Here is a 19,954-nt window from a genome sequence, read left to right as displayed (position 1 = left end):
ACGCTGTTGAGTTCTCAAGGAACGGACGCTTCCTTTGTACTCACCCGAGACACTGTCTCCGGCTTTCCTCCGGGCGCTTTCCCTTCGGTCTTGCGTTTCCGACTCTATCAGATCTTCCCGACCTGATTTCCTCGGTGCTTTCCAGGTTCCCGCTTTCGCGTTTCCCTTTCCGGCGGACCCGACTTTAGCAGAAGTTTCGGGCCGGTCTGACCGGCCGTTGTTTCCGATTCATCGGGGGATGCTTCCTCGGAATCGATGATTCGGGAAGCGGACGGATTCTCAAGACGCCCTCCGGGAGTGACCCCATCTCCGGGCAACTGTTCAAATCTACCTCCCCACGCGGGCCGTGTCAACGGCTCTTGTGGGGAACGAAGAGGACACTAGCAGCTCCCCGGGGCCGTACGCACATCAGGCCGCCGTCGGCACCGTGGCGCTGCGTTCGGCCGCCTCCAGGTCCCCCGTCTGGCCGCTGCGCGCGGCACGTCCGCCCAGGACGTAGACGTAGACGAGGAAGGCCAGCTCGGCGACGACGCCGATGGTGATGCGAGCCCAGGTGGGCAGTCCGGACGGGGTGACGAAGCCTTCGATGGCGCCCGCGACGAACAGGACCAGGGCCAGTCCGATCGCCATGCCGATGGCGGCCCGGCCCTCCTCGGCGAGGGCGTTGCGCCGGGTCCTCGGTCCCGGGTCGATGACCGTCCAGCCGAGCCGCATCCCCGTACCCGCGGCGACGAAGACGGCGGTCAGTTCGAGCAGGCCGTGCGGCAGGACCAGGCCGAGGAAGGTGTCGAGGCGCCCGGCGGACGACATCAGACCGAAGCCCACACCAAGGTTGAGCATGTTCTGGAACAGGACCCAGAGGACCGGCAGTCCGAGGAAGACGCCCAGGATGAGGCAAAGCGCGGCGGCCCAGGCGTTGTTCGTCCAGACCTGTGCGGCGAACGAGGCCGCGGGGTGGGACGAGTAGTACGTCTCGTACTGGCCGCCGGGGCGGGTCAGCTCACGCAGCTCGCTCGGCGCCGCGATCGCGGACTGCACCTCGGGGTGGGTGCCGATCCACCAGCCCAGCAGGGCGGCGACGGCGGTCGAGATCAGCGCGGTCGGCACCCACCAGTGGCGGGCCCGGTAGACCGCGGCCGGGAAACCGTGGGCGAGGAAGTGGGTGACGTCCCGCCAGGAGGCCCGGCGGGTGCCCGTCACGGCGCTGCGCGCGCGGGCGACGAGCTGGCTGAGGCGCCCGGTGAGCTGCGGGTCGGGCGCGCTCGACTGGATCACGGAGAGGTGCGTGGCCGTGCGCTGGTAGAGGGAGACGAGTTCGTCGGCCTCGGCCCCGGTGAGCCGGCGACGGCGGCGCAGCAGGGCGTCGAGGCGGTCCCACTCCGCTCGATGGGCGGAGACGAAGACGTCGAGGTCCATCGGTGTGCGTGCTCCTCGGCTATCGTCGGCGGCTCGTCGTGGATCTGCTTGTCGTACCGCGGCGCGGTGCGCCCACAGCTTGGCAGACTGGGCCGGTGAGGGGCAGACGGGGAAGGGCGGCGTGCGGTGAGTGAGCTGGTGACGGGCGAGGCGGTGGCGCTGGAACTGCGCCCCGCGAAACTGCCCAGCAGGGCGATGGCGGTGCTGCTCGATCTGGCGGCGGCGGTGACCGCGTACGTGATCGTCACCATCGCGCTGGTCGCGGCCACGTCCTCGCTGGACGACGCGGCGCAGACGGCGCTGTCGATCACGGCGTTCCTCCTCGTCCTGGTGGGCGGTCCGATCGCGGTGGAGACGCTGAGCCACGGCCGTTCGCTGGGGAAGCTGGCGTGCGGGCTGCGGGTGGTGCGGGACGACGGGGGGCCGATCCGGTTCCGGCACGCGCTGGTGCGGGGCCTGATCGGGGTGATCGAGATCCTCATGACCTTCGGCGCGGGAGCGTGCATCGCGTCCCTGGTGTCGGCGCGCGGACGGCGGATCGGGGACGTGTTCGCGGGGACCCTGGTCGTGCGGGAGCGGGTGCCGGCCGCGCCGGCCGTGTTCGTGCCGCCGCCCCCGCCGTGGCTGGCCGGGCGGTTCGCGGAGCTGGACCTGTCCGCGGTGCCGGACGGACTGTGGCTCGCCGTCCGTCAGTACCTGACGCGGATGGGGCAGCTCGACGCGCGGGTGCGTCACTCGATGGCGGAGCGGCTGGCGTCCGATGTCGCGGCCCGTACGGGCACGCCGCCGCCGTACGGCGTTCCCGCGCCGGCCTATCTGGCGGCGGTGTTGCACGAGCGGCAGGCCCGGGAGGCGCGGCGCGCGTTCGGACACGGTGTGCCGGGGGGCGTGGTCCCCGCCGGGGCGCCCGGTCCTGGGATGGCCGGTGGTCCTGGGATGGCCGGACCCGCTCCGGTGACGACTCCGCCGACGCAACTCCCGTCGGCGGCTCCGGTGCCACCGTCTTCCCTGACGGCCCCGGTGTCACCCCCGGCCGCTTCCCCCGCGGCTCCTCCCGCCGGGGGCCCGCCCGAGGCGGCTCGGGAGGCGTCGTCCGGCGGCGGGCCCGGTACGGGGTTCGTGCCTCCGGCGTAGCGGGCCGGTCGTCGGCTGCCTCTCGCCTCGCTTGCCCGGCGGGAGCCGGGGAACGTCCGCGTGCGGTCCCCCACTCTCCCCTTCCTCTCCCCTCTCCTCCTTCTCTTCTCACGCTCCTCCCGTGTGCGCCCCTCGTACGAGGCGCCGCTCAGGGGAAGACGGAGGGCGGTGACTCCAGGTCCTCCAGCTCGATCCCGGGGGCCGCGAGGACGACGTCGCCGGCGAGGTGCACGGTGTGCAGTCCGCCCGTGTCCAGGGCTGTGACCTGGTACTCCTCCACGACGAGGGGGCCGTTGTCAGTGGCGTGTGCTTCTCTTTCCACCAAGGTCCAGGACTGGTCCACGGTGCGGGGGGCGAGGACCGGGTCCGTCAGGGCGACCAGGCGGACGCGGGTCTCTGTTGCGGAGGGGGTGAGGCGCAGGAGCCGAGCGGTGGCGACGAGGAAGGCCGGGGAGGTGCCGGTGAAGGCGTGGGCGCGCACATTGCCTTCGCTGGCGTGGTCTCCGGTGGGGTCGGTACGGACCCATGTGACGCCGTCGAGGGCGGCGCCGCGTACCTGCCAGCCACCGGCGTGGAGTTCGAGTCGTAGGGGGCGGCCGAGGTCGTCGAGGGTGAGGTCGACGGAGCCGTGGGGGTCACCGGCGGGTGCCGTCAGCCGGGACACGTAGCGCCAGCCGGAGGGTCCGGTGGCGCACTGGAAGTGTTCTTCCGCGAGGGGGGTGTGATCGTGTGGATCGTGGAGCGAATAACGGCCGCGGGGCATGGGGGTCCTGGGTGACTGCGGGCGGGTGCGGCCACTGAGGCACCGACGGGACAGGCCCCCGGCACGGGGGTGCGGGGGCCTGTCTCAAAGGCGCCGGCCGTCGGCCGGAGGGGACGCGTCGACGCGCGAACGTGTCCCCTCCGGCCGGGGCTGCGTCAGTAGCGGTAGTGGTCCGACTTGTACGGGCCGTCGACCGTGACGCCGATGTACTCGGCCTGCTCGGGGCGGAGCGTCGTCAGCTTCACGCCGAGGGCGTCCAGGTGGAGGCGGGCGACCTTCTCGTCGAGGTGCTTGGGCAGCACGTAGACGTCGGTCGGGTACTCGTCGGGCTTGGTGAACAGCTCGATCTGGGCCAGGGTCTGGTCCGCGAAGGAGTTGGACATCACGAACGACGGGTGGCCGGTGGCGTTGCCCAGGTTCAGCAGGCGGCCCTCGGAGAGGACGATGATCACCTTGCCGTCGGGGAAGGTCCAGGTGTGCACCTGGGGCTTGACCTCGTCCTTGACGATGCCGGGGGTCCCGGCCAGGCCGGCCATGTCGATCTCGTTGTCGAAGTGGCCGATGTTCCCGACGATGGCCTGGTGCTTCATCCTGGCCATGTCGGAGGCCATGATGATGTCCTTGTTGCCGGTCGTGGTGACGAAGATGTCGGCCTGCTCGACGACCTCGTCGAGGGTCGTGACCTGGTAGCCGTCCATCGCGGCCTGGAGGGCGCAGATCGGGTCGATCTCGGTGATGATCACGCGGGCGCCCTGTCCGCGCAGGGACTCCGCGCAGCCCTTGCCCACGTCGCCGTAGCCGCAGATGACCGCGGTCTTGCCGCCGATCAGGGTGTCGGTGGCGCGGTTGATGCCGTCGACCAGCGAGTGGCGGCAGCCGTACTTGTTGTCGAACTTCGACTTGGTGACGGCGTCGTTGACGTTGATCGCCGGGAACAGGAGGGTGCCTTCGCGGTGCATCTCGTACAGGCGGTGGACGCCGGTCGTGGTCTCCTCGGTCACGCCGCGGATCTCGGACGCGAGGTGGGTCCACTTCTGCGGGTTCTCGCCCAGGGTGCGGTGGAGGAGCTGGAGGATGACGCGGTGCTCGTCGGACTCGGCGGTCTCCAGCGCGGGGACCTCGCCGGCCTTCTCGTACTCGACGCCCTTGTGGACGAGGAGGGTGGCGTCACCGCCGTCGTCGAGGATCATGTTGGGGCCGCCGGTGGGGGTGTCCGGCCAGGTCAGGGCCTGCTCGGTGCACCACCAGTACTCCTCCAGGGTCTCGCCCTTCCAGGCGAAGACCGGGATGCCCCGCGGGTCGTCCGGGGTGCCGTCGGGGCCCACCGCGATGGCGGCAGCGGCGTGGTCCTGGGTGGAGAAGATGTTGCAGGAGGCCCAGCGGACCTGGGCGCCGAGGGCGACCAGGGTCTCGATGAGCACGGCGGTCTGCACGGTCATGTGCAGGGAGCCGGTGACGCGGGCGCCGGCGAGAGGCTGGGCCTCGGCGTACTCCTTGCGGATCGCCATCAGGCCCGGCATCTCGTGCTCGGCGAGGGTGATCTCCTTGCGGCCGAAGACGGCCAGGGAGAGGTCGGCGACCTTGAAGTCCTGTCGGCTGTCGACAGTCGTCATGCGGGCTGCTCCTCGGGTTCGGGGCGAGGTGGGTACGGCTGACCTGCGCGGCGGCGGACACAGGGGTGTCCCGAAGAGGACACGGGCATGCCCGCGTGCGCGCAGCGCAGTCCGTCGGAGGCCCTCTCTCCCTCGGCCGGTCCATGGGGACCGCCCGACCGCCATCAGCAGCGACGTCTGGCTTCGATCCAAGCTACACCGGGGAACGCGGCGGCCCCAGTCCGGCTCCGCACACTTCCGGACGTTTGCGGAGTGTCGTCCTCACCCGGGGTGACCGGGGCTGCCCCGTTCCGGTCCGGTGGGTGCCGGTCCGGCCGGGGCGCCGTGGCAGGTGGCGGTGGAGGGGGCGGTCAGTGGCCGTCGGGGGCCGGGCCGCCGGGGGTGGCCTCGCGGTCGGGGCCCTTGGCGGCCTCGGAGTCGCTGTAGATGTCCGGTTCCAGGTAGATGACGCGGGCGATGGGGACGGCCTCGCGGATGCGGACCTCGGCGGCGTCGATGGCGGTGGCGATCTGGGCGGCCGTGTCGTCGTGCCGGACAGCGATCTTGGCGGCGACGAGCAGTTCCTCGGGGCCGAGGTGGAGGGTGCGCATGTGGATGACGCGGGGGACGGTGTCGCCGTCGACGAGGGCGGACTCGATCCGGCCGAGCTGTTCGGGGCCGGCGGCCTCGCCGAGGAGGAGGGACTTGGTCTCGGCGGCCAGGACGAGCGCGATCAGGATGAGCAGCACGCCGATGCAGAGGGTGCCGATGCCGTCCCAGACGCCGTCGCCCGTGAGGAGGGCGATGCCGACGCCGCCGAGGGCGAGGACGAGGCCGATGAGGGCGCCGAAGTCCTCCAGGAGCACGACCGGGAGTTCGGGGGCCTTGGCGCGGCGGATGAACTCCTTCCAGGAGAGCGTGCCGCGCAGGGCGTTGGACTCCTTGATGGCGGTGCGGAAGGAGAAGCCCTCGGCGATGATCGCGAAGACGAGGACGCCGACCGGCCAGTACCAGTGCTCGACGGCGTGGGGGTTCTTGATCTTCTCGTAGCCCTCGTAGAGGGCGAACATGCCGCCGACGGAGAAGAGGACGATGGAGACGAGGAAGGCGTAGACGTAGCGTTCGCGGCCGTAGCCGAAGGGGTGCTGGGGTGTGGCGGCGCGCTGGGCGCGTTTGCCGCCGAGCAGGAGCAGGAACTGGTTGCCGGAGTCGGCGAGCGAGTGCACGCCCTCGGCGAGCATCGAGGACGAGCCGCTGAAGGCGAACGCCACGAATTTCGCCACCGCGATCGCCAGGTTGGCGCCGAGTGCCGCCACGATCGCTTTGGTACCGCCTGACGCGCTCATGTGTCGCGTTTCCCCTTCACCTTCGTCGGCCGCTGTGTCGGCTTCTCGTCTTCGTGCTTGTCCGCGGCGTCGCCGCGGTCGCGGTCACGTTCGCGGCCGGCGTCCTGCGGCGCCGCGGCGGCGTGTCCGTGGTGTGCGGAGGCGTCATTGTCGCAGCCCGGTCCGGCGGCGGTGGGCCGGACCGGGCTGCCGAGTCCCCGTCAGACGCGCACGGTGGCGCGGAAGACGGTGCCGGCCCCGGAGACGGTGGCCGGTTCGCCGGCGGGGACGAAGACGGAGCCGCCCGGGGTGAGGTCGTGCTCGCCCGCCCGGACCGTTCCGGCGGTGCAGAGCAGGATCTGCGCGGCCGGGCCGGTGAGGTCGCGGCTCGCGCCGCCCTCGGTGAGGACGTACCGGGAGAGGCGGAACTCGTCGATCGGGGCGTCGTAGACCTCTTCGCCCTCCGGCGACGCCTCCGGGCGCTGGACGCCGGGGTCGCCGGAGGCGAAGCGGACGATGCGCAGCAGTTCGGGGACGTCGACGTGTTTGGGGGTCAGTCCGCAGCGCAGCACGTTGTCGGAGTTGGCCATGATCTCGACGCCGAGGCCGGCGAGGTGGGCGTGCGGGACGCCGGCGCCGAGGTAGAGGGCCTCGCCGGGCTGGAGCCGGACGTGGTTGAGCAGGAGCGCGGCGAGGACGCCGGGGTCGCCCGGGTAGTGGCGGGCGATGTCGGCGTAGGGGGCGTAGGGGCCGCCCAGGCGTTCGTAGGCCGCGGTGGTCTCGGTGACCGTGCGGGCCATCTCCTCGGGGTCGGCGGTGAGGATCGCGGTGAGGACTTCGCGCAGGGCGGCCTCCTCGGGGTGGGCGCGCAGCAGGTCGGCGTAGGGCTTGAGGGAGGGGACGCCGAGCCCGTCGAGCAGCGCGGCCGTGCGGTCCGGGGCCCTGAAGCCGCAGAGGCCGTCGAACTCGGTGAGGGCGCAGAGCAGTTCGGGCTTGTGGTTGGCGTCCTTGTAGTTGCGGTGCGGCGCGTCCAGGGGGACGCCGCGGCGCTCCTCGTCCGCGTGGCCCTCCTTGGCCTGGGCCAGGTCGGGGTGGACCTGGAGGGAGAGCGGGGCGCCGGCGGCGAGGATCTTGAGGAGGAAGGGCAGGCGCGGGCCGAAGGCGGCGACGCTCGCGGAGCCGAGTTCGCGTTCAGGGTCGACGCCGATGACCTCGGCGAGGCTTCCCCGGCCGGTGCGGGAGGGGGCGCCGGGGTGGGCGCCGAGCCACATCTCCGCCTGCGGTTCGCCGGTCGGCTCGGTGCCGAGCAGCGCCGGGATCGCGGTGGTGGAGCCCCAGGCGTAGGGGCGGATGGTGTTGTCGAGGCGGTCCATGGACTCTCTCTGCCGTTCCTGGGCGCGGGTGCCGGTACGGCGGCGGGGTGCCGGTGACGCGGTCCGCGCATGTGGTTGTCCGGTACGTACGAGGTACCACGGGGAACCGGTGGGTGCCGCGCGGTGCCACGACGTACGTGGTGTCGGTGGGGTGTGCCCGCGGTGCGTGCCCGAGCGGGCGCGTACCGGATACGTACGAGGTCAGGCGCCCGAGGCGAGCGCCAGGTAAACGGCGGCGAAATCGGTGATGGCGATCAGTTCCGCGAGGGTCTCCAGTTCGCCGCCCGGCTCGGGTTCGAGTTCGCTGATCGGCGTGGAGTGGCCGAGGGCCAGGTCACGGGCGGCGTGGGCGGCGGTGAGGCCGCCGGCGGGGCGGTCGCGGAGCAGCACCACGCGCGCGTGCAGCGCGGGTGTGTCCTCGACGCGGTCGCGGAAGAAGTCGCCGGGGTCGGCGCCGGCGGCGAGCCGGCCGGAGAGCAGGGCGCCGTGCGCGGCGAGGGCCTCGGGGAGTTCGGCGACGACGGCGGGGTGGCCGGAGAGTTCGGCGAGCCCGGCGGCGAAGCGGCGGCCGGCCGGTCCGGCGGAGGTGCCCTCGGTCCAGATCAGGGGGAGGGCGTCGGCGAGTTCGGCGGCGAGGGTCTTGGCCGGGTTGCCGTAGGTGGCGACGGCGGGTCCGCAGCGTTCGGCGATGCGGTCGAGGCGGTCGGCGACCCGGTCGACGGCCTCGGGCGGGGCGTCCAGGAGCCCGATGCGGTCCAGCAGGGCGAGGAGCGGGGTGAGCAGCGCCCACAGCACGCCGGGGGCGGACCCGGCGACGGGTTCCTCCTGGTCGTAGGGGGCGGTGTCCATCGGCAGGAACATGCCGTGGGAGCCGCTCACGGTCTCGCTGAGCGGGGAGCGGGCGGGGGCGACGGCGACGACGGTGCAGCCGCGCCGGTACGCCTGTTCGGCGAGGAGGGAGAGGCCCGGCTCGGTGCCCTCGGGGCTGGCGATCAGCAGGAGGTCCACGGAGCCGGCCCAGCCGGGCAGTTCCCAGCGCAGGGCGCCCGCGGCGGGGGCGACGCCGGAGGGGGCGAGCCGGATGACGGGGCTGCCGGCGCCGGCGAGGGTGCCGAGGAGGTCGGCGGCGTGGGTGGCGGCGGCGCCGGGGCCGGCGATCAGGACGGCGCGGGGCCGTCCGTCGGGCTTGAGGTCGCCCACGCCGGCCTCGGCGGCGTGCCGGGCGGCGGTGCGCACGCGGGCTCCGGCCTCCGCGGCGCCGCGCAGCAGTCCGCGCCGGTCGGCCTCGGCGAGGCCCTCGGGGGTGTCGAGCAGCGATTCGTCGAGCATGGCGGCAGTCTCCGATCGCCGGGGCGTCAGGTGCTCTCCCGTGGTCGGCCACCCGAGGTCCGGCAGAACAGTGGCCGGGTGCCGGGCGGCCGGCTCCCGGGGCGGGTCACTCGGGGCGGCGGGCCTCGTCGACGAGGAGTACGGGGATGCCGTCGCGCACGGGGTAGGCGAGGCCGCAGTCCTGACCGGTGCAGATCAGTTCGGTCTCCCGCTCTTCGAGGGGGGCGTGGCAGGCCGGGCAGGCGAGGATCTCCAGGAGGCCGGCTTCGAGCGGCATGGGGGTTCCCTTCGGGAGCGTTCTGCGTGTGCTGATGTGCTGGTCAGGGTACCTCCGGACGGGGCCCCTCGGGCGAGCCTGTGGACACTCGCCCCCGGCGGCCCGCTCAGCCCCTGATGAGGGCCAGGGCCTCGTCGCGGACGGCGCGCATGGTGGCCTCGTCGCGGGCCTCGGCGTTCAGTCGGAGCAGGGGTTCGGTGTTGGAGGAGCGGACGTTGAACCACCAGTCGGCGGTGGTGACGGTCAGGCCGTCGAGTTCGTCGAGGGTGACGCCGTCGCGGCCCTCGTAGGCGGCCCGGATCGCGGCGAGGCGGCCGGCCTGGTCGGCGACGGTGGAGTTGATCTCGCCGGAGCCCGCGTAGCGGTCGTACTGGGCGACCAGCGCGGAGAGCGGGCCGTCCTGTCCGCCGAGGGCGGCGAGGACGTGGAGGGCGGCGAGCATGCCGGTGTCCGCGTTCCAGAAGTCACGGAAGTAGTAGTGGGCGGAGTGCTCGCCGCCGAAGAGGGCGCCGGTGCGGGCCATCTCGGCCTTGATGAAGGAGTGGCCGACGCGGGTGCGGACCGGGGTGCCGCCGTTCGCCTCGACGACCTCCGGCACGGACCGGGAGGTGATCAGGTTGTGGATGACGATGCCGGTGCCGCCGTTGCGGGCGAGTTCGCGGGAGGCGACGAGGGCGGTGACGGCGGACGGGGAGACCGGGTCGCCGGCCTCGTCGACGACGAAGCAGCGGTCGGCGTCGCCGTCGAAGGCGATGCCGAGGTCGGCGCCCTCCTCGCGGACGCGCTTTTGCAGGTCGACGAGGTTGGCCGGGTCGAGCGGGTTGGCCTCGTGGTTGGGGAAGGTGCCGTCCAGTTCGAAGTACATCGGCACGAGGTCCAGGGGCAGCCCGGAGAAGACGGTGGGGACGGTGTGGCCGCCCATGCCGTTGCCCGCGTCGACGACGACCTTGAGGGGGCGGATGCCCGTGAGGTCGACGAGGGAGCGCAGGTGGGCGGCATAGTCGGCCAGCGTGTCGCGGCGGGTGAGGGTGCCGGTGCGGGCGGCGGGTTCGGGGGCGCCGGTCGCGGTCCACCCCTCCACCAGGGCGCGGATCTCGGCGAGGCCGGAGTCCGCGCCGACGGGGGCCGCTCCGGCCCGGCACATCTTGATGCCGTTGTAGCGGGCGGGGTTGTGCGAGGCGGTGAACATGGCGCCGGGCAGGCCGAGCGCCCCGGAGGCGTAGTAGAGCTGGTCGGTGGAGCAGAGGCCGATCTCGGTGACGTCGGCGCCCCGGGAGGCCGCGCCCCGGGCGAAGGCGCCGGAGAGCCCGGGGGACGAGGGCCGCATGTCGTGGCCGACCACGAGGGCGCTCGCGCCGGTCAGTTCGGCGAACGCGGCGCCGAAGAGTCCGGCCAGCGTCTCGTCCCACTGGTCCGGGACCACGCCGCGCACGTCGTACGCCTTGACGATCTGTGACAGATCAGCAGCCACGGCCAACCTTCCTGGAGTCCTGTCGGTGCCCACAAACTACCCGTAGGCACGCGGACGGGACGGGCGCAGGTGCCGGTCAGGGCAGCATCCAGCCGAGGACCGGCGAGGACTGGGCGACGACGATCAGGCACATCACCAGCAGCAGGAGCGCGCTCCAGGGGAGCACCTTGCGCAGCAAGTCGCCCTCACGGCCCGCGAGTCCGACGGCGGCGCAGGCGATGGTGAGGTTCTGCGGGGAGATCATCTTGCCGAGGACGCCGCCCGAGCTGTTGGCGGCGGCGAGCAGGACGGGCGAGAGGCCGGACTCCTTCGCGGCGGTGACCTGGAGGGCGCCGAAGAGGGCGTTGGCGGAGGTGTCGGAGCCGGAGACGGCGACGCCGAACCAGCCGAGCACCGGGGAGAGGAAGGCCAGTCCGGCACCGGCCGCGGCGACGAAGTGGCCGATGGTGGCGGCCTGTCCGGAGAGGTTCATGACGTAGGCGAGGGCGAGGACGGAGGTCACGGTGAGGATGGCGAAGCGCAGTTCGCGGACGGTGGCGAGCCATTCCCGGGCCGCCGTCCCGGCCCGCACGCCGAGCACCGCGGCCGTGCCGAGCCCGGCGATCAGGACGAGGGTGCCGCCGGTGGAGAGGACCGGCCAGGTGAAGACGTTGCCGCCGGCCGGGGCGCCGTCGGCTCCGACGACGTCGAGGAACGGCCAGTCGTAGCGCCGGGTGGCCCGGTCCAGCAGGTCCTTGACGACGGGGATCTGGGCGACGGAGAAGACCAGGACGATCAGCGCGTACGGCGCGTAGGCGCGGACGACTTCGCGGCGCGGGTCCTCCTCGTCGAGTTCCTCGCTGCGTACGCCGGTCAGCACGGCGGCGCGGACGGGTTCGGCGGCGGGGCGGCGGGCGGCCGGGACGGCGACCAGGGCGGCGGCGCCCGCCAGGGCGGCGACGATGTCGGCGAGTTGGGCGGAGAGGAAGTTGGAGGCGGCGAACTGGGCGACGGCGAAGGCGGCTCCGCAGGCCAGGGCCGGCACCCAGGTCTCGCGCAGGCCCCGGCGGCCGTCCACGAGCCCGACCAGGACGAGGGGCACGACGAGGGCGAGCAGCGGGGTCTGACGGCCCACCACGGAGGCGACGTCGTCCAGCGGCAGACCGGTGACCTGGGCGAGGGTGACCACGGGGGTGCCCATGGCGCCGAAGGCGACCGGCGCGGTGTTGGCGACCAGCGCGACCACGGCGGCGCGCACCGGGTCGAAGCCGAGCGCGACGAGCATCACCGAGCAGATGGCGACGGGGGCGCCGAAGCCGGCGAGGGCCTCCAGCAGGGCGCCGAAGCAGAAGGCGACGACGAGTGCCTGGACGCGCGGGTCGTCGGAGAGCCGGCCGAAGGAGCGGCGCAGGACGTCGAAGTGCCGGGTGCGGACGGTCATCCGGTACACCCACAGGGCGTTGACGACGATCCACAGGATGGGGAAGAGGCCGAAGACGGCGCCCTGGGCGGCGCTGGAGGCCGTCTGGCCGAGCGGCATGCCGTAGGCGAGCCAGGCGACGAGCACGGCGGCCAGCAGGCCGATGAGCCCGGCGAGGTGCGCCTTCATGCGGGCGCCGCCGAGCAGGACGAGGACGGTCAGCAGGGGCAGGGCCGCCACGAGGGCGGACAGTGCCAGCGAATCGGCGACGGGTTCCAGTTCCTGGACGTACACGGGCGCCTCCCCGGTTTCCGCCATGCGAAAGTGAGGTCTCGCGGTCCCGGAATGGTCGTGTCCGCGACAAGCGCGCGTCAATGGGTGTGCGGCAACGGATGCCGGAGTTTGGGGCGGGCGGGACGCGAGAGACACCGCTCACCAGGCGGAAGGCCGCGGGGCGTCTCAGGAAAAGAAAGAGGTGCGGGAAGAGGCTCCGGCGGCGCTCAGTTGTCCGGCGAGCGCAGGACGCGGAGGTGACCCCGGCGGGCGACCTCCATCGGGTCGGTCCGCGGGCCGCCGCCCTCGGCCGTGCGCCGCTCCTGGGGGCGGGCCGCCTCGCGCACGGCGTTCGCCAGCGCCTCCAGGTCGTCGCCGCTGGGGCGGGCGGGGGCCGAACCGTCGAGGAGCCGGACGACCTCCCAGCCGCGCGGGGCGGTGAGGCGCTCGGAGTGCTCGGCGCACAGGTCGTAGCAGTGGGGTTCGGCGTAGGTGGCGAGCGGGCCGAGGACCGCGGTCGAGTCGGCGTAGACGTACGTCAGCGTCGCGACGGCGGGACGACCGCAGGCGGTGCGCGAACAGCGACGTACAGGGCTCACGATGTTGGACGGTACCGCACTCTTGAGCGGGCCGCGACGACTCCCCCTCGGGTCACACCACCGTGTCGCCGTGTGAATCACGCCACACACCCTCCGGGCGTCTCTTCCTGACCTGCGTCGACGCCACTTTTCGGTGAACCGGGCAGCCTCCGGAGTGGTCACTAGTCGATACAAACAGGGCCATTTGCCGTGAGCGTCTCGGTCATGGAGAGGTACGGAATCGAGCCCAACCTTGGCTGGAATGGTCATCCTGCGACATGCGGTGCGGGCCGCCACGGCGGCGGGGGTGCGCGCGGCGCGCGCTCGGGCGCCCGGGGGCCGCGAGGACTACCCTTCAGGCGTGATGGACACCCCCATGACGCCCCCCGCCGGCGGCCCGGGGCCCCGCCGGCGCGACCGGCACGGCCGGGGCATGCGCGGCCCGATCGCCCCGCCCCAGGTACCGCTCGCCGCGAGCCGCGCCGACCTCTTCGCGGACCTGGTGCAGGACTCCGTGGAACGGCTGGAACGGCGGTGGCCACAACTGGCCGACGTCGACTTCCACGTCCTGGAGGTGCCGCAGGCGGGCGGGACCTTCCCGGTCTGGAACGACGAGGCGGTGCCGCTGGGCGGCGTCATGCCCGCACGGGACGGACAGCGCGCGCGGGTGGTCGTCTACCGGCGGCCGGTGGAGATCCGCAGCAAGGGCCGGGACGAACGCGCGGCGCTGGTGCACGAGGTGGTCGTGGAGCAGATCGCCGAACTGCTGGGCCTGACCCCGGAGACGGTGGACCCGCGCTACGGCGAGGACTGAACGGCCGACCCGGGGACGAGCGACGGCACTGTAGGGACAGGCGGGGCGGGCTGGGCGGACGAGACGGGCGGGGCGCCGGGTGGTCGTGGCGCCCCGCCCCCGCCGTCACCGTACGAGGACGGAGAGGTCCTGCTCCGCGTGCGGCACCGCGACCATGCCCCGGTCGTCCGGGAGGGTCTGGACGGTGAAGGCGGCCACATCGCCCTTCTCCGGGCCCAGCAGTGTGCGGGCCGCGTAGACCGGGCCGCCGGAGAGCGGCTCGACGGTCAGCGCGTAACTGCCCTCCAGCCCCTCGGGGACCGGCAGTTCCACGTTCTGCGTCGTGCCCGCCTTGAGCGTGTACGTGCGCGAGGCCGCCGCTCCGGCGTCGCTGCCGGCGGAGGCGGTGACCTTGACCTTCGCGCCCTCGGTGGGGGCGGCCAGGGAGAGCCTGGTGACCTTGGCGCGGTTGTCCGCGGCCGTGGCCCGCTTCCCGACCGGCCGGGTCGCCGGGACGAACGCCGACTCCTGGCCCTCGCCCTTGCCGCGCACCACCCGGGCCGCGGCCACCACGGGCACGGAGCTGCCGGTCGGCGTCAGCACCAGCGAGCCCGCCTCGCCCCGCATGACGTCGCCGAGGTCCACGCCCATGGTCATCCCGGCCTTGACGTGCAGCGTCTCGTGCCCGGCGGGCGTGATCATCCCGGAGGGCGAGGCGAGCCGCACCTTCAGGTCGGCGTCGATGCCGCCCGGCGTGAACACCACCAGGTGCACCGCCGTGGCGTCCTCGGGAATGCCCGGCAGCACCAGCGAGCCCGCCGGGTCGCCGGCCGCGGCCAGCCAGTCGCCGCCGGTGGTCTCGTCCAGGGACTGGACGGCCGCCCCGACCCGGCCGCTGCGCACCCCGATGTGGACGGTGAGGTCGGCCTCGCGCGCCTCGCTGAGCGTGGAGAGGAGGATCGGCTCGCTGGAGTTCGGGGCCACGGTGATGCCCTCGCCCACCGTCGACTCCAGGGCGCCGTCCTTGCCGTACAGCTCGATGTCGACGACGGCCGCCGAATCGTCCGGGTTGGTCAGGTGGACGTAGTCGGTACGGCCGCTCGCGGTGCTGGCGCCCGGGAACCAGAACTCGGTGTCGGCCGGGGTGCAGGCGACGCCCAGCATGCCCCGGCCGTTGCCGGCGGTGACCTCGGTGGTCTGCTGCACGGTCCAGCCCGAGGCGTGGCTGCCGTCCGCGGTGCCGATGAAGGCCGGCGTCTCGCCGCCGGAGGCCGTGCCGGTGGCCGGCTTGCCCGGCGCCTCCGGCTCCACGGGGGGCTTCACCTCCTGCGCCGCGCCCTTCCCGCCGTCCTTGCCGTCCTTGCCGTCCTTCTCGTCCGTCTCGTCCTTGGCGTCGCCGGTGCTCTCGCCGTTCTCGTCGCTCGCGTCGTCCTCGGCGCCGGCTTCGGCGCCCTCGTCGTCGCTCGCGTCGGCCCGCGCGGAGCGCAGTGCGGCGGCGCCCTTGGCCTCGGCACCCTTGGTGACGGGCGTGAACGAGGTGTACGTCGTCTCCGCCAGGTCGGAGGTGCTCGGGGCCGGGCAGAGCAGGCTGGTGCGCTCCACCGGGAGCCGGGCCGCCGCACCCGCGGCGTCCGTGCCGGAGGCGTCCGGCGCGGAGAGCGAGGCGAAACCGGTGACGGCGGCGAGCGCCGTCGCGCCGGCGATCAGGGACAGGGTCGTGCGGTTCACTGCTGGCTCCCGTCGGGACGCTCGTCGGCCGTGCCGTGGGGGTGCGGGGGCCGGGCCGGGTCGTACGGCGTGTCGTAACCGCCCTGGCCGTACGCCGGGTCGTACCCGCCGTCCTGGGCCTGGCCGCCGTAGCCGTACGGGTCGTACGGGGCGCCCCCGTACCGCGTGCCGTCGTAGGCGCCGCCCTGGTACGGGTCCTGCTGCTGGTAGGGCTGCTGCTGGGCGTAGCCGCCCTGGTCGTAGGCGTCCCGCTGGGCGCCGTACCCGTCGTGGCCGCCGTGGTCGGGGACCGGCTGTCCGGCGGTGTCCCACTCGTCGTAGGGCTGCTGGGCCGGGACCGGCGCGGGGGCCGGCTCGCCCGGCGTCTTTGCCGGGTGGTGCTCGGCGTCCGGGTCGGGCCCGGTGTCCGACGGGGCCCCCGCCTCGGCCTCGGCCTCGGCCTGGGCGCGGAGCCGGCGGGCCCGGCGGCCCTCGCCGGCGACGGCCTGCTCGGGCACGACCGGCTCCTCGGGCAGGTCGTCGTCGACGTCGCGGCGCCGGCCGGGCAGGGCGAGGACGACCAGGACGACGGCGAGGCAGCCCTGCGCCCAGAGCCAGGCGCTGTGGGTGAACGGGTCGTCGTAGGTGACGTCGAGCTTCCCGCCGGTGTCGGGGAGGCGGAAGCCCTGGGCCCAGCCGTCGACCGTGGTCGGGGTGAGCGGCTTGCCGTCCAGGGTGGCCGTCCACCCCTCGTCGGCGCTGTCGGCGAGGCGCAGCACGCGCCCCTCGGCGCCCTCGGGGATCTCGGTGTGGATCTCGACGGGACCGGCGGCGACGGGCTCGGGGCGGGCCGGGGCGGAGCCGCCGGAGCCCTCGGTGACGATGGTGACGCGCGCGACCTCCCGGTTCACCCGCCACAGTCCGCTGCCGTCCTGCTGGCTGAGGCGGCTGAGGCCGGGCGTGGCGTCGAGGACGCGGGCCACGTCGCGGGGGGCGCCCTTGCGCACCAGGACGTAGCGGACGGCGAAGCCGCCGAGTTGGTCGGCCTGGTCGGCGCCGGAGCCCGCGACCAGGTTGCCGACGACCTTGTCGAGGCGGGCGTCCCCGCCGGCCTCGGCGGCCAGTTCACCGTCGCCGAGGCGGGCGCCGGCGCCGCGGACCAGCGAGTAGCGCACGCGGGCGGCGGAGTCGCTGTCGAGGACGAGGGTGCGGGGCTGGTCGCGGGTGCTGCTCTCCTCGGCGACGAACGCGGGAACCTGGACCGGGTCGCGCCGTGCCAGGGGGCCGTCGGCGCCGCCGATCATCCAGCCGGCGGCGGAGATCAGCGGTCCGAGGGCCGCGGCGAGGGCGATCAGCGCGGCGACCGGCTGGCGCCAGCCGAAGCTCTGCTCGGCCACCCGCGACCGGGCGCCGTCGGCACCGAGGGCGGCGGCGGAGAGCAGGGCGATGCCGTAGACGAGGGTGGCGGGGCCGGCCCAGGCGGAGGCGTTGGCCAGGACGGCGAAGACCAGTCCGGTCAGCGCGACGGCCCAGGCGGTCAGGATGCCCAGCCGGCGCTCGGAGCGCAGCAGGGCGGCGAGGGCGGCCAGGACGATGCCGACGAGGACGAGTCCGCCGACCGTGCCGGGGCCGCCGGGGCTGATGCCGAGCAGGTCGAGCGGGGAGGCGGCGGAGGCGCCGTACTCCAGTCCGGCCTCGGTGAGGAAGCCGAAGGGCAGCAGCGACAGCGACCAGGGCGCGAGGACCAGCAGCGGGGTGCCGAACTGGGCGAGGAAGCGCGGCCCGTACGCCGCGAGGTCCGCCCGGCGCAGCGCCAGGACGCCGATGCCGAGGAGCAGCGCGATCGGCCACACCACGGGCGTGAAGGCGGTGGTGACCGTGAGTAGCAGCGCGTACGCCCAGGTGGCCCGCCAGGTGCCGCGGGTCCCGTCCTCGCGGGCGAGGCCGGCGGCGGCGATGCCCGCGCGGGCGAGCAGCGGGAGCAGCACGGCGAGGACGGCGGTGCCGATGCGTCCGCCGGCCAGCGCGCCGGTGGCGGCGGGCAGGAAGGCGTAGGCGACGGCGGCCCAGGCGCGCAGCAGCCGGGAGGTGACGAGCGGCCGGGAGGCGAAGTACGCGCTGAGGCCGGCCAGCGGCACCGAGCAGACCAGGAGCACGGTGAGGGCGAGCCCGGTCGAGCCCAGCAGGACCGAGGAGACCAGGGCGACGACGGCGAGGTAGGGCGGGGCGGAGGCGGTGCCGCCGGTGCCGACGGTGTGCCAGGCGTCGAAGTAGCGCGACCACAGCTCGCCGGCGCCGCCGGGGGCGGGCAGCAGGGCGCCGCCGGCCAGCGCGCCGCCGCCGAGGAGCTGACGGCAGGCCACCAGCGAGACCAGCATGAGCAGGGCGAAGAGCAGCGGCGCGGGATTGCGGGCGACGCGCTTGAGGCGGGCGAACTGCTCGACCTCCAGGAAGTCGGCGTCGTCGCCGCCGGGTCCGGACTCGATACCGCCGCCGTGCCGTCCGGCACCGGAGGCGGTCTCGTCGGAGCCGCTGCCCAGGTTCCCCGCTATCTGCTCGACGGTGACGCGGACGGTCGCGCCGGGCGGCGGGAACAGCGGGCGCAGTTCCTCCTTGCCGATCTGCGGGCGGCCCCGCTCCTTTCGTCCGGCGAGGATGCGTTCGGGCCGCAGCAGGACGCCGAGCAGGCCGCGTATCTCGTCCAGGGCCTGGCCGGGGACCTTGCCGACGAGGTAGGCGAGGGTGCGCAGCAGGGTGCCGACGACGAGGCGCAGCAGCACCCAGGGCAGGGCCGCGGTACGGGTGTTGACGAGCAGGGTGTGGACGGCGCCGGCCTTGTCCACCTTGTGCGGGGAGGCGGTGGTGCGGCCCGCGCAGTCGACGGCGCGGCGCTCGCGGGAGGCCGCCTCGGCGTGGCGCAGGACGGCCTCGGGGGCGATGAGGACGCGCAGGCCCTCGGCGTGCACCCGCCAGCACAGGTCGATGTCGTCGCGCATCAGGGGCAGCCGGCGGTCGAACCCGCCGAGCCGGTCGAAGACGTCACGCCGGATCAGCATCCCGGCGGTGGAGACCGCGAGGACGGAGCGGACGTGGTCGTGCTGGCCCTGGTCCTGCTCGCGGCGGTCCAGACCGGTCCAGCGGCGGCCGGAGTTGGCGATGGAGACGCCGACCTCCAGCAGTTGCCTGCGGTCGTACCAGCCGCGGAGCTTGGGGCCGACGACGGCGACGTCGTCGCGGCCCAGCTCGTACTCGTTGTCGACGACGCGGAGGAGTTCGGCGAGGGCGTCGGGCTCGGGGGCGCAGTCGTCGTGCAGCAGCCAGAGCCACTGCACCGGCTCGCCGTGCGGCAGTTCGGGCAGGTCGTAGGCGTCGTCGCGCCAGGTGCGCGTGACGGGGTCCCAGCCGCTGGGCCGCTTCAGGTAGGGCAGGTCGTCGGGGGTCAGCTCCGGCGCGGTGCGGGCGGCCTCCTCGACGGCCTGGCCGAAGCCGGTCCGCCGGGCGAGGTGCAGCACGCGGTCGTCGCCGAGCGCGTCGGTGACCAGCCGGGCGGAGTCGTCGGCGCTGCCGGTGTCGGCGGCCACCGCGTACTGGACGGGGCGCTCCTGGCCGAGCAGACCCGCGAGCGCGTCGGGCAGCCAGCGGGCTCCGTCGTGGGAAACGAGGACCGCGGTCACCACGTGACGCGGGAACTCAGGTGTGGCAGCGAGGTCTTGCTGGGCTGCCGTGTGGCTGTGCACGGACATCGAGGTACGGGCCCCGGTTCGGTGGACTGCGGTGGACGCCCGTGACCTGTGGGGAGGGCCGGGCTTCTCGGACGAGCGCCCACACTATCGGCTGGGCATGACGACGGCCCGCCGCCTGTGGACAAGCCACCCGCGACGGGCCGTTCCCGCCCGCGTGCCGAGGGGGAGGTGGTGCGGTCCGCGCGCGCCGTTCATGCCGGTGCCGGGGTGCGCGGTCCGGGTCCGGGTCAGACCGCGGCCTTCTTCAGCCGGCGGCGTTCCCGCTCGGACAGTCCGCCCCAGATGCCGAAGCGTTCGTCGTTGGCGAGGGCGTATTCGAGGCACTCGGAGCGGACTTCGCAGGCGAGGCAGACCTTCTTCGCCTCCCGGGTGGAACCGCCCTTCTCGGGGAAGAAGGACTCGGGGTCGGTCTGGGCGCACAGCGCGCGCTCCTGCCAGCCGAGTTCCTCGTCCGCGTCGTCGACCAGCAGTTGCTGCACCAGCTCGGTCATGTGCGCCCCTCGTCTGTCTCTTCGCGTCCCCGTGATGTGGCCGTTACCGATTCCGGCTGAACGACACGAGTGAAATTACAAGTGTGCTGCTCCGGGCGAGTCAAGCCGAGATCTGCTATTGGGCCCCTTATTCACTCTGCGGAACCAAGGCCGTGCGGAAAGTGTTCAAATCGCCATAAACCTTGACATCCCCACAGGCGCCGCCGGCGACCTCCGGCCCCTTGGTGTTCCACAGGGGAAGACGCGCCGGCATTCGTTCTCGTTCCGACACACGGTCCGAAGCGAGCCTG

The 19,954-nt window shown here is 73.6% G+C and carries 15 protein-coding genes; 2 read left to right on the top strand and 13 right to left on the bottom strand.

Annotated features, from left to right (window positions below):
- Window positions 1–408: 408 nt before the first annotated feature.
- Window positions 409–1,416 carry a stage II sporulation protein M gene (locus tag J5Y05_RS24355; RefSeq protein WP_210875197.1) on the bottom strand — a complete coding sequence of 336 codons (1,008 nt, stop codon included), beginning with the start codon at window positions 1,414–1,416 and terminating at the stop codon, window positions 409–411.
- Window positions 1,417–1,542: 126 nt separating this feature from the next.
- Here J5Y05_RS24355 and J5Y05_RS24350 point away from each other — a divergent pair, with 126 nt between their 5' ends.
- Window positions 1,543–2,550, top strand: a complete 1,008-nt coding sequence (locus J5Y05_RS24350; RefSeq protein WP_210875196.1) for an RDD family protein — start codon at window positions 1,543–1,545, stop codon at window positions 2,548–2,550.
- Between the two features lie 148 nt (window positions 2,551–2,698).
- Here the strand turns inward: J5Y05_RS24350 and J5Y05_RS24345 are convergent, their stop codons facing one another.
- The 9 genes from J5Y05_RS24345 to J5Y05_RS24305 all read right to left on the bottom strand — a co-directional run bounded on the left by J5Y05_RS24345 (window position 2,699) and on the right by J5Y05_RS24305 (window position 12,951).
- Window positions 2,699–3,313 carry a hypothetical protein gene (locus tag J5Y05_RS24345; protein WP_210875195.1) on the bottom strand — a complete coding sequence of 205 codons (615 nt, stop codon included), beginning with the start codon at window positions 3,311–3,313 and terminating at the stop codon, window positions 2,699–2,701.
- Between the two features lie 155 nt (window positions 3,314–3,468).
- Window positions 3,469–4,926, bottom strand: coding sequence for an adenosylhomocysteinase (gene ahcY, locus J5Y05_RS24340; RefSeq protein WP_210875194.1), 1,458 nt, complete (start codon window positions 4,924–4,926; stop codon window positions 3,469–3,471).
- Between the two features lie 350 nt (window positions 4,927–5,276).
- A complete protein-coding gene (locus tag J5Y05_RS24335; RefSeq protein ID WP_210875193.1) occupies window positions 5,277–6,251 on the bottom strand; it encodes a cation diffusion facilitator family transporter in 975 nt (324 codons plus the stop codon).
- A gap of 200 nt (window positions 6,252–6,451) precedes the next feature.
- Window positions 6,452–7,603 carry a mannose-6-phosphate isomerase, class I gene (gene manA, locus J5Y05_RS24330; protein WP_210875192.1) on the bottom strand — a complete coding sequence of 384 codons (1,152 nt, stop codon included), beginning with the start codon at window positions 7,601–7,603 and terminating at the stop codon, window positions 6,452–6,454.
- A gap of 201 nt (window positions 7,604–7,804) precedes the next feature.
- Entirely contained in the window at window positions 7,805–8,932 is a 1,128-nt protein-coding gene (locus J5Y05_RS24325; RefSeq protein ID WP_210875191.1) for an SIS domain-containing protein, read from the bottom strand.
- Window positions 8,933–9,038: 106 nt separating this feature from the next.
- Window positions 9,039–9,209 (bottom strand): Trm112 family protein, encoded by a 171-nt coding sequence (locus J5Y05_RS24320; protein ID WP_210875190.1) that lies wholly within the window; start codon window positions 9,207–9,209, stop codon window positions 9,039–9,041.
- Window positions 9,210–9,315: 106 nt separating this feature from the next.
- A complete protein-coding gene (locus J5Y05_RS24315; RefSeq protein ID WP_210875189.1) occupies window positions 9,316–10,680 on the bottom strand; it encodes a phosphomannomutase/phosphoglucomutase in 1,365 nt (454 codons plus the stop codon).
- Window positions 10,681–10,756: 76 nt separating this feature from the next.
- On the bottom strand, window positions 10,757–12,373 hold the full coding sequence (locus J5Y05_RS24310) for an L-lactate permease (RefSeq protein ID WP_210875188.1): 1,617 nt from the start codon (window positions 12,371–12,373) through the stop codon (window positions 10,757–10,759).
- A gap of 206 nt (window positions 12,374–12,579) precedes the next feature.
- Window positions 12,580–12,951: a DUF3499 domain-containing protein gene (locus tag J5Y05_RS24305; protein ID WP_030422599.1), complete on the bottom strand. Its 372-nt coding sequence runs from the start codon at window positions 12,949–12,951 to the stop codon at window positions 12,580–12,582.
- A gap of 343 nt (window positions 12,952–13,294) precedes the next feature.
- Between J5Y05_RS24305 and J5Y05_RS24300 the strand changes: the two genes are divergently transcribed.
- The gene (locus tag J5Y05_RS24300; protein WP_247615273.1) at window positions 13,295–13,744 is read left to right on the top strand and encodes a metallopeptidase family protein; all 450 of its coding nucleotides are present in this window, start codon (window positions 13,295–13,297) and stop codon (window positions 13,742–13,744) included.
- Window positions 13,745–13,849: 105 nt separating this feature from the next.
- On the opposite strand, the gene J5Y05_RS24295 is transcribed toward J5Y05_RS24300, so the two are convergent.
- The 3 genes from J5Y05_RS24295 to J5Y05_RS24285 all read right to left on the bottom strand — a co-directional run bounded on the left by J5Y05_RS24295 (window position 13,850) and on the right by J5Y05_RS24285 (window position 19,664).
- Entirely contained in the window at window positions 13,850–15,451 is a 1,602-nt protein-coding gene (locus tag J5Y05_RS24295) for a DUF5719 family protein (protein ID WP_210875186.1), read from the bottom strand.
- Window positions 15,448–19,173, bottom strand: a complete 3,726-nt coding sequence (locus J5Y05_RS24290) for a glycosyltransferase family 2 protein (RefSeq protein ID WP_210875185.1) — start codon at window positions 19,171–19,173, stop codon at window positions 15,448–15,450. The genes J5Y05_RS24295 and J5Y05_RS24290 overlap by 4 nt, the downstream gene beginning before the upstream one ends.
- 227 nt (window positions 19,174–19,400) lie before the next feature.
- Window positions 19,401–19,664 (bottom strand): WhiB family transcriptional regulator, encoded by a 264-nt coding sequence (locus J5Y05_RS24285; RefSeq protein WP_003975777.1) that lies wholly within the window; start codon window positions 19,662–19,664, stop codon window positions 19,401–19,403.
- Window positions 19,665–19,954: the final 290 nt, after the last annotated feature.

The organism is Streptomyces tagetis (assembly GCF_018069565.1).
In the GTDB taxonomy this organism is placed as follows: domain Bacteria; phylum Actinomycetota; class Actinomycetes; order Streptomycetales; family Streptomycetaceae; genus Streptomyces; species Streptomyces tagetis.
Note: the sequence above shows the minus strand (reverse complement) of the source record. Positions and strands in the feature narration are given on the sequence as shown.

Bases quoted from the DNA above. Each gene is read 5' to 3' on its own strand.
- J5Y05_RS24285 (WP_003975777.1), bottom strand. From the start codon at position 19,664: ATGACCGAGCTGGTGCAGCAACTGCTGGTCGACGACGCGGACGAGGAA.
- J5Y05_RS24290 (WP_210875185.1), bottom strand. From the start codon at position 19,173: ATGTCCGTGCACAGCCACACGGCAGCCCAGCAAGACCTCGCTGCCACA.
- ahcY (WP_210875194.1), bottom strand. From the start codon at position 4,926: ATGACGACTGTCGACAGCCGACAGGACTTCAAGGTCGCCGACCTCTCC.
- J5Y05_RS24335 (WP_210875193.1), bottom strand. From the start codon at position 6,251: ATGAGCGCGTCAGGCGGTACCAAAGCGATCGTGGCGGCACTCGGCGCC.
- J5Y05_RS24355 (WP_210875197.1), bottom strand. From the start codon at position 1,416: ATGGACCTCGACGTCTTCGTCTCCGCCCATCGAGCGGAGTGGGACCGC.
- J5Y05_RS24325 (WP_210875191.1), bottom strand. From the start codon at position 8,932: ATGCTCGACGAATCGCTGCTCGACACCCCCGAGGGCCTCGCCGAGGCC.
- J5Y05_RS24345 (WP_210875195.1), bottom strand. From the start codon at position 3,313: ATGCCCCGCGGCCGTTATTCGCTCCACGATCCACACGATCACACCCCC.
- J5Y05_RS24300 (WP_247615273.1), top strand. From the start codon at position 13,295: ATGGACACCCCCATGACGCCCCCCGCCGGCGGCCCGGGGCCCCGCCGG.
- manA (WP_210875192.1), bottom strand. From the start codon at position 7,603: ATGGACCGCCTCGACAACACCATCCGCCCCTACGCCTGGGGCTCCACC.
- J5Y05_RS24320 (WP_210875190.1), bottom strand. From the start codon at position 9,209: ATGCCGCTCGAAGCCGGCCTCCTGGAGATCCTCGCCTGCCCGGCCTGC.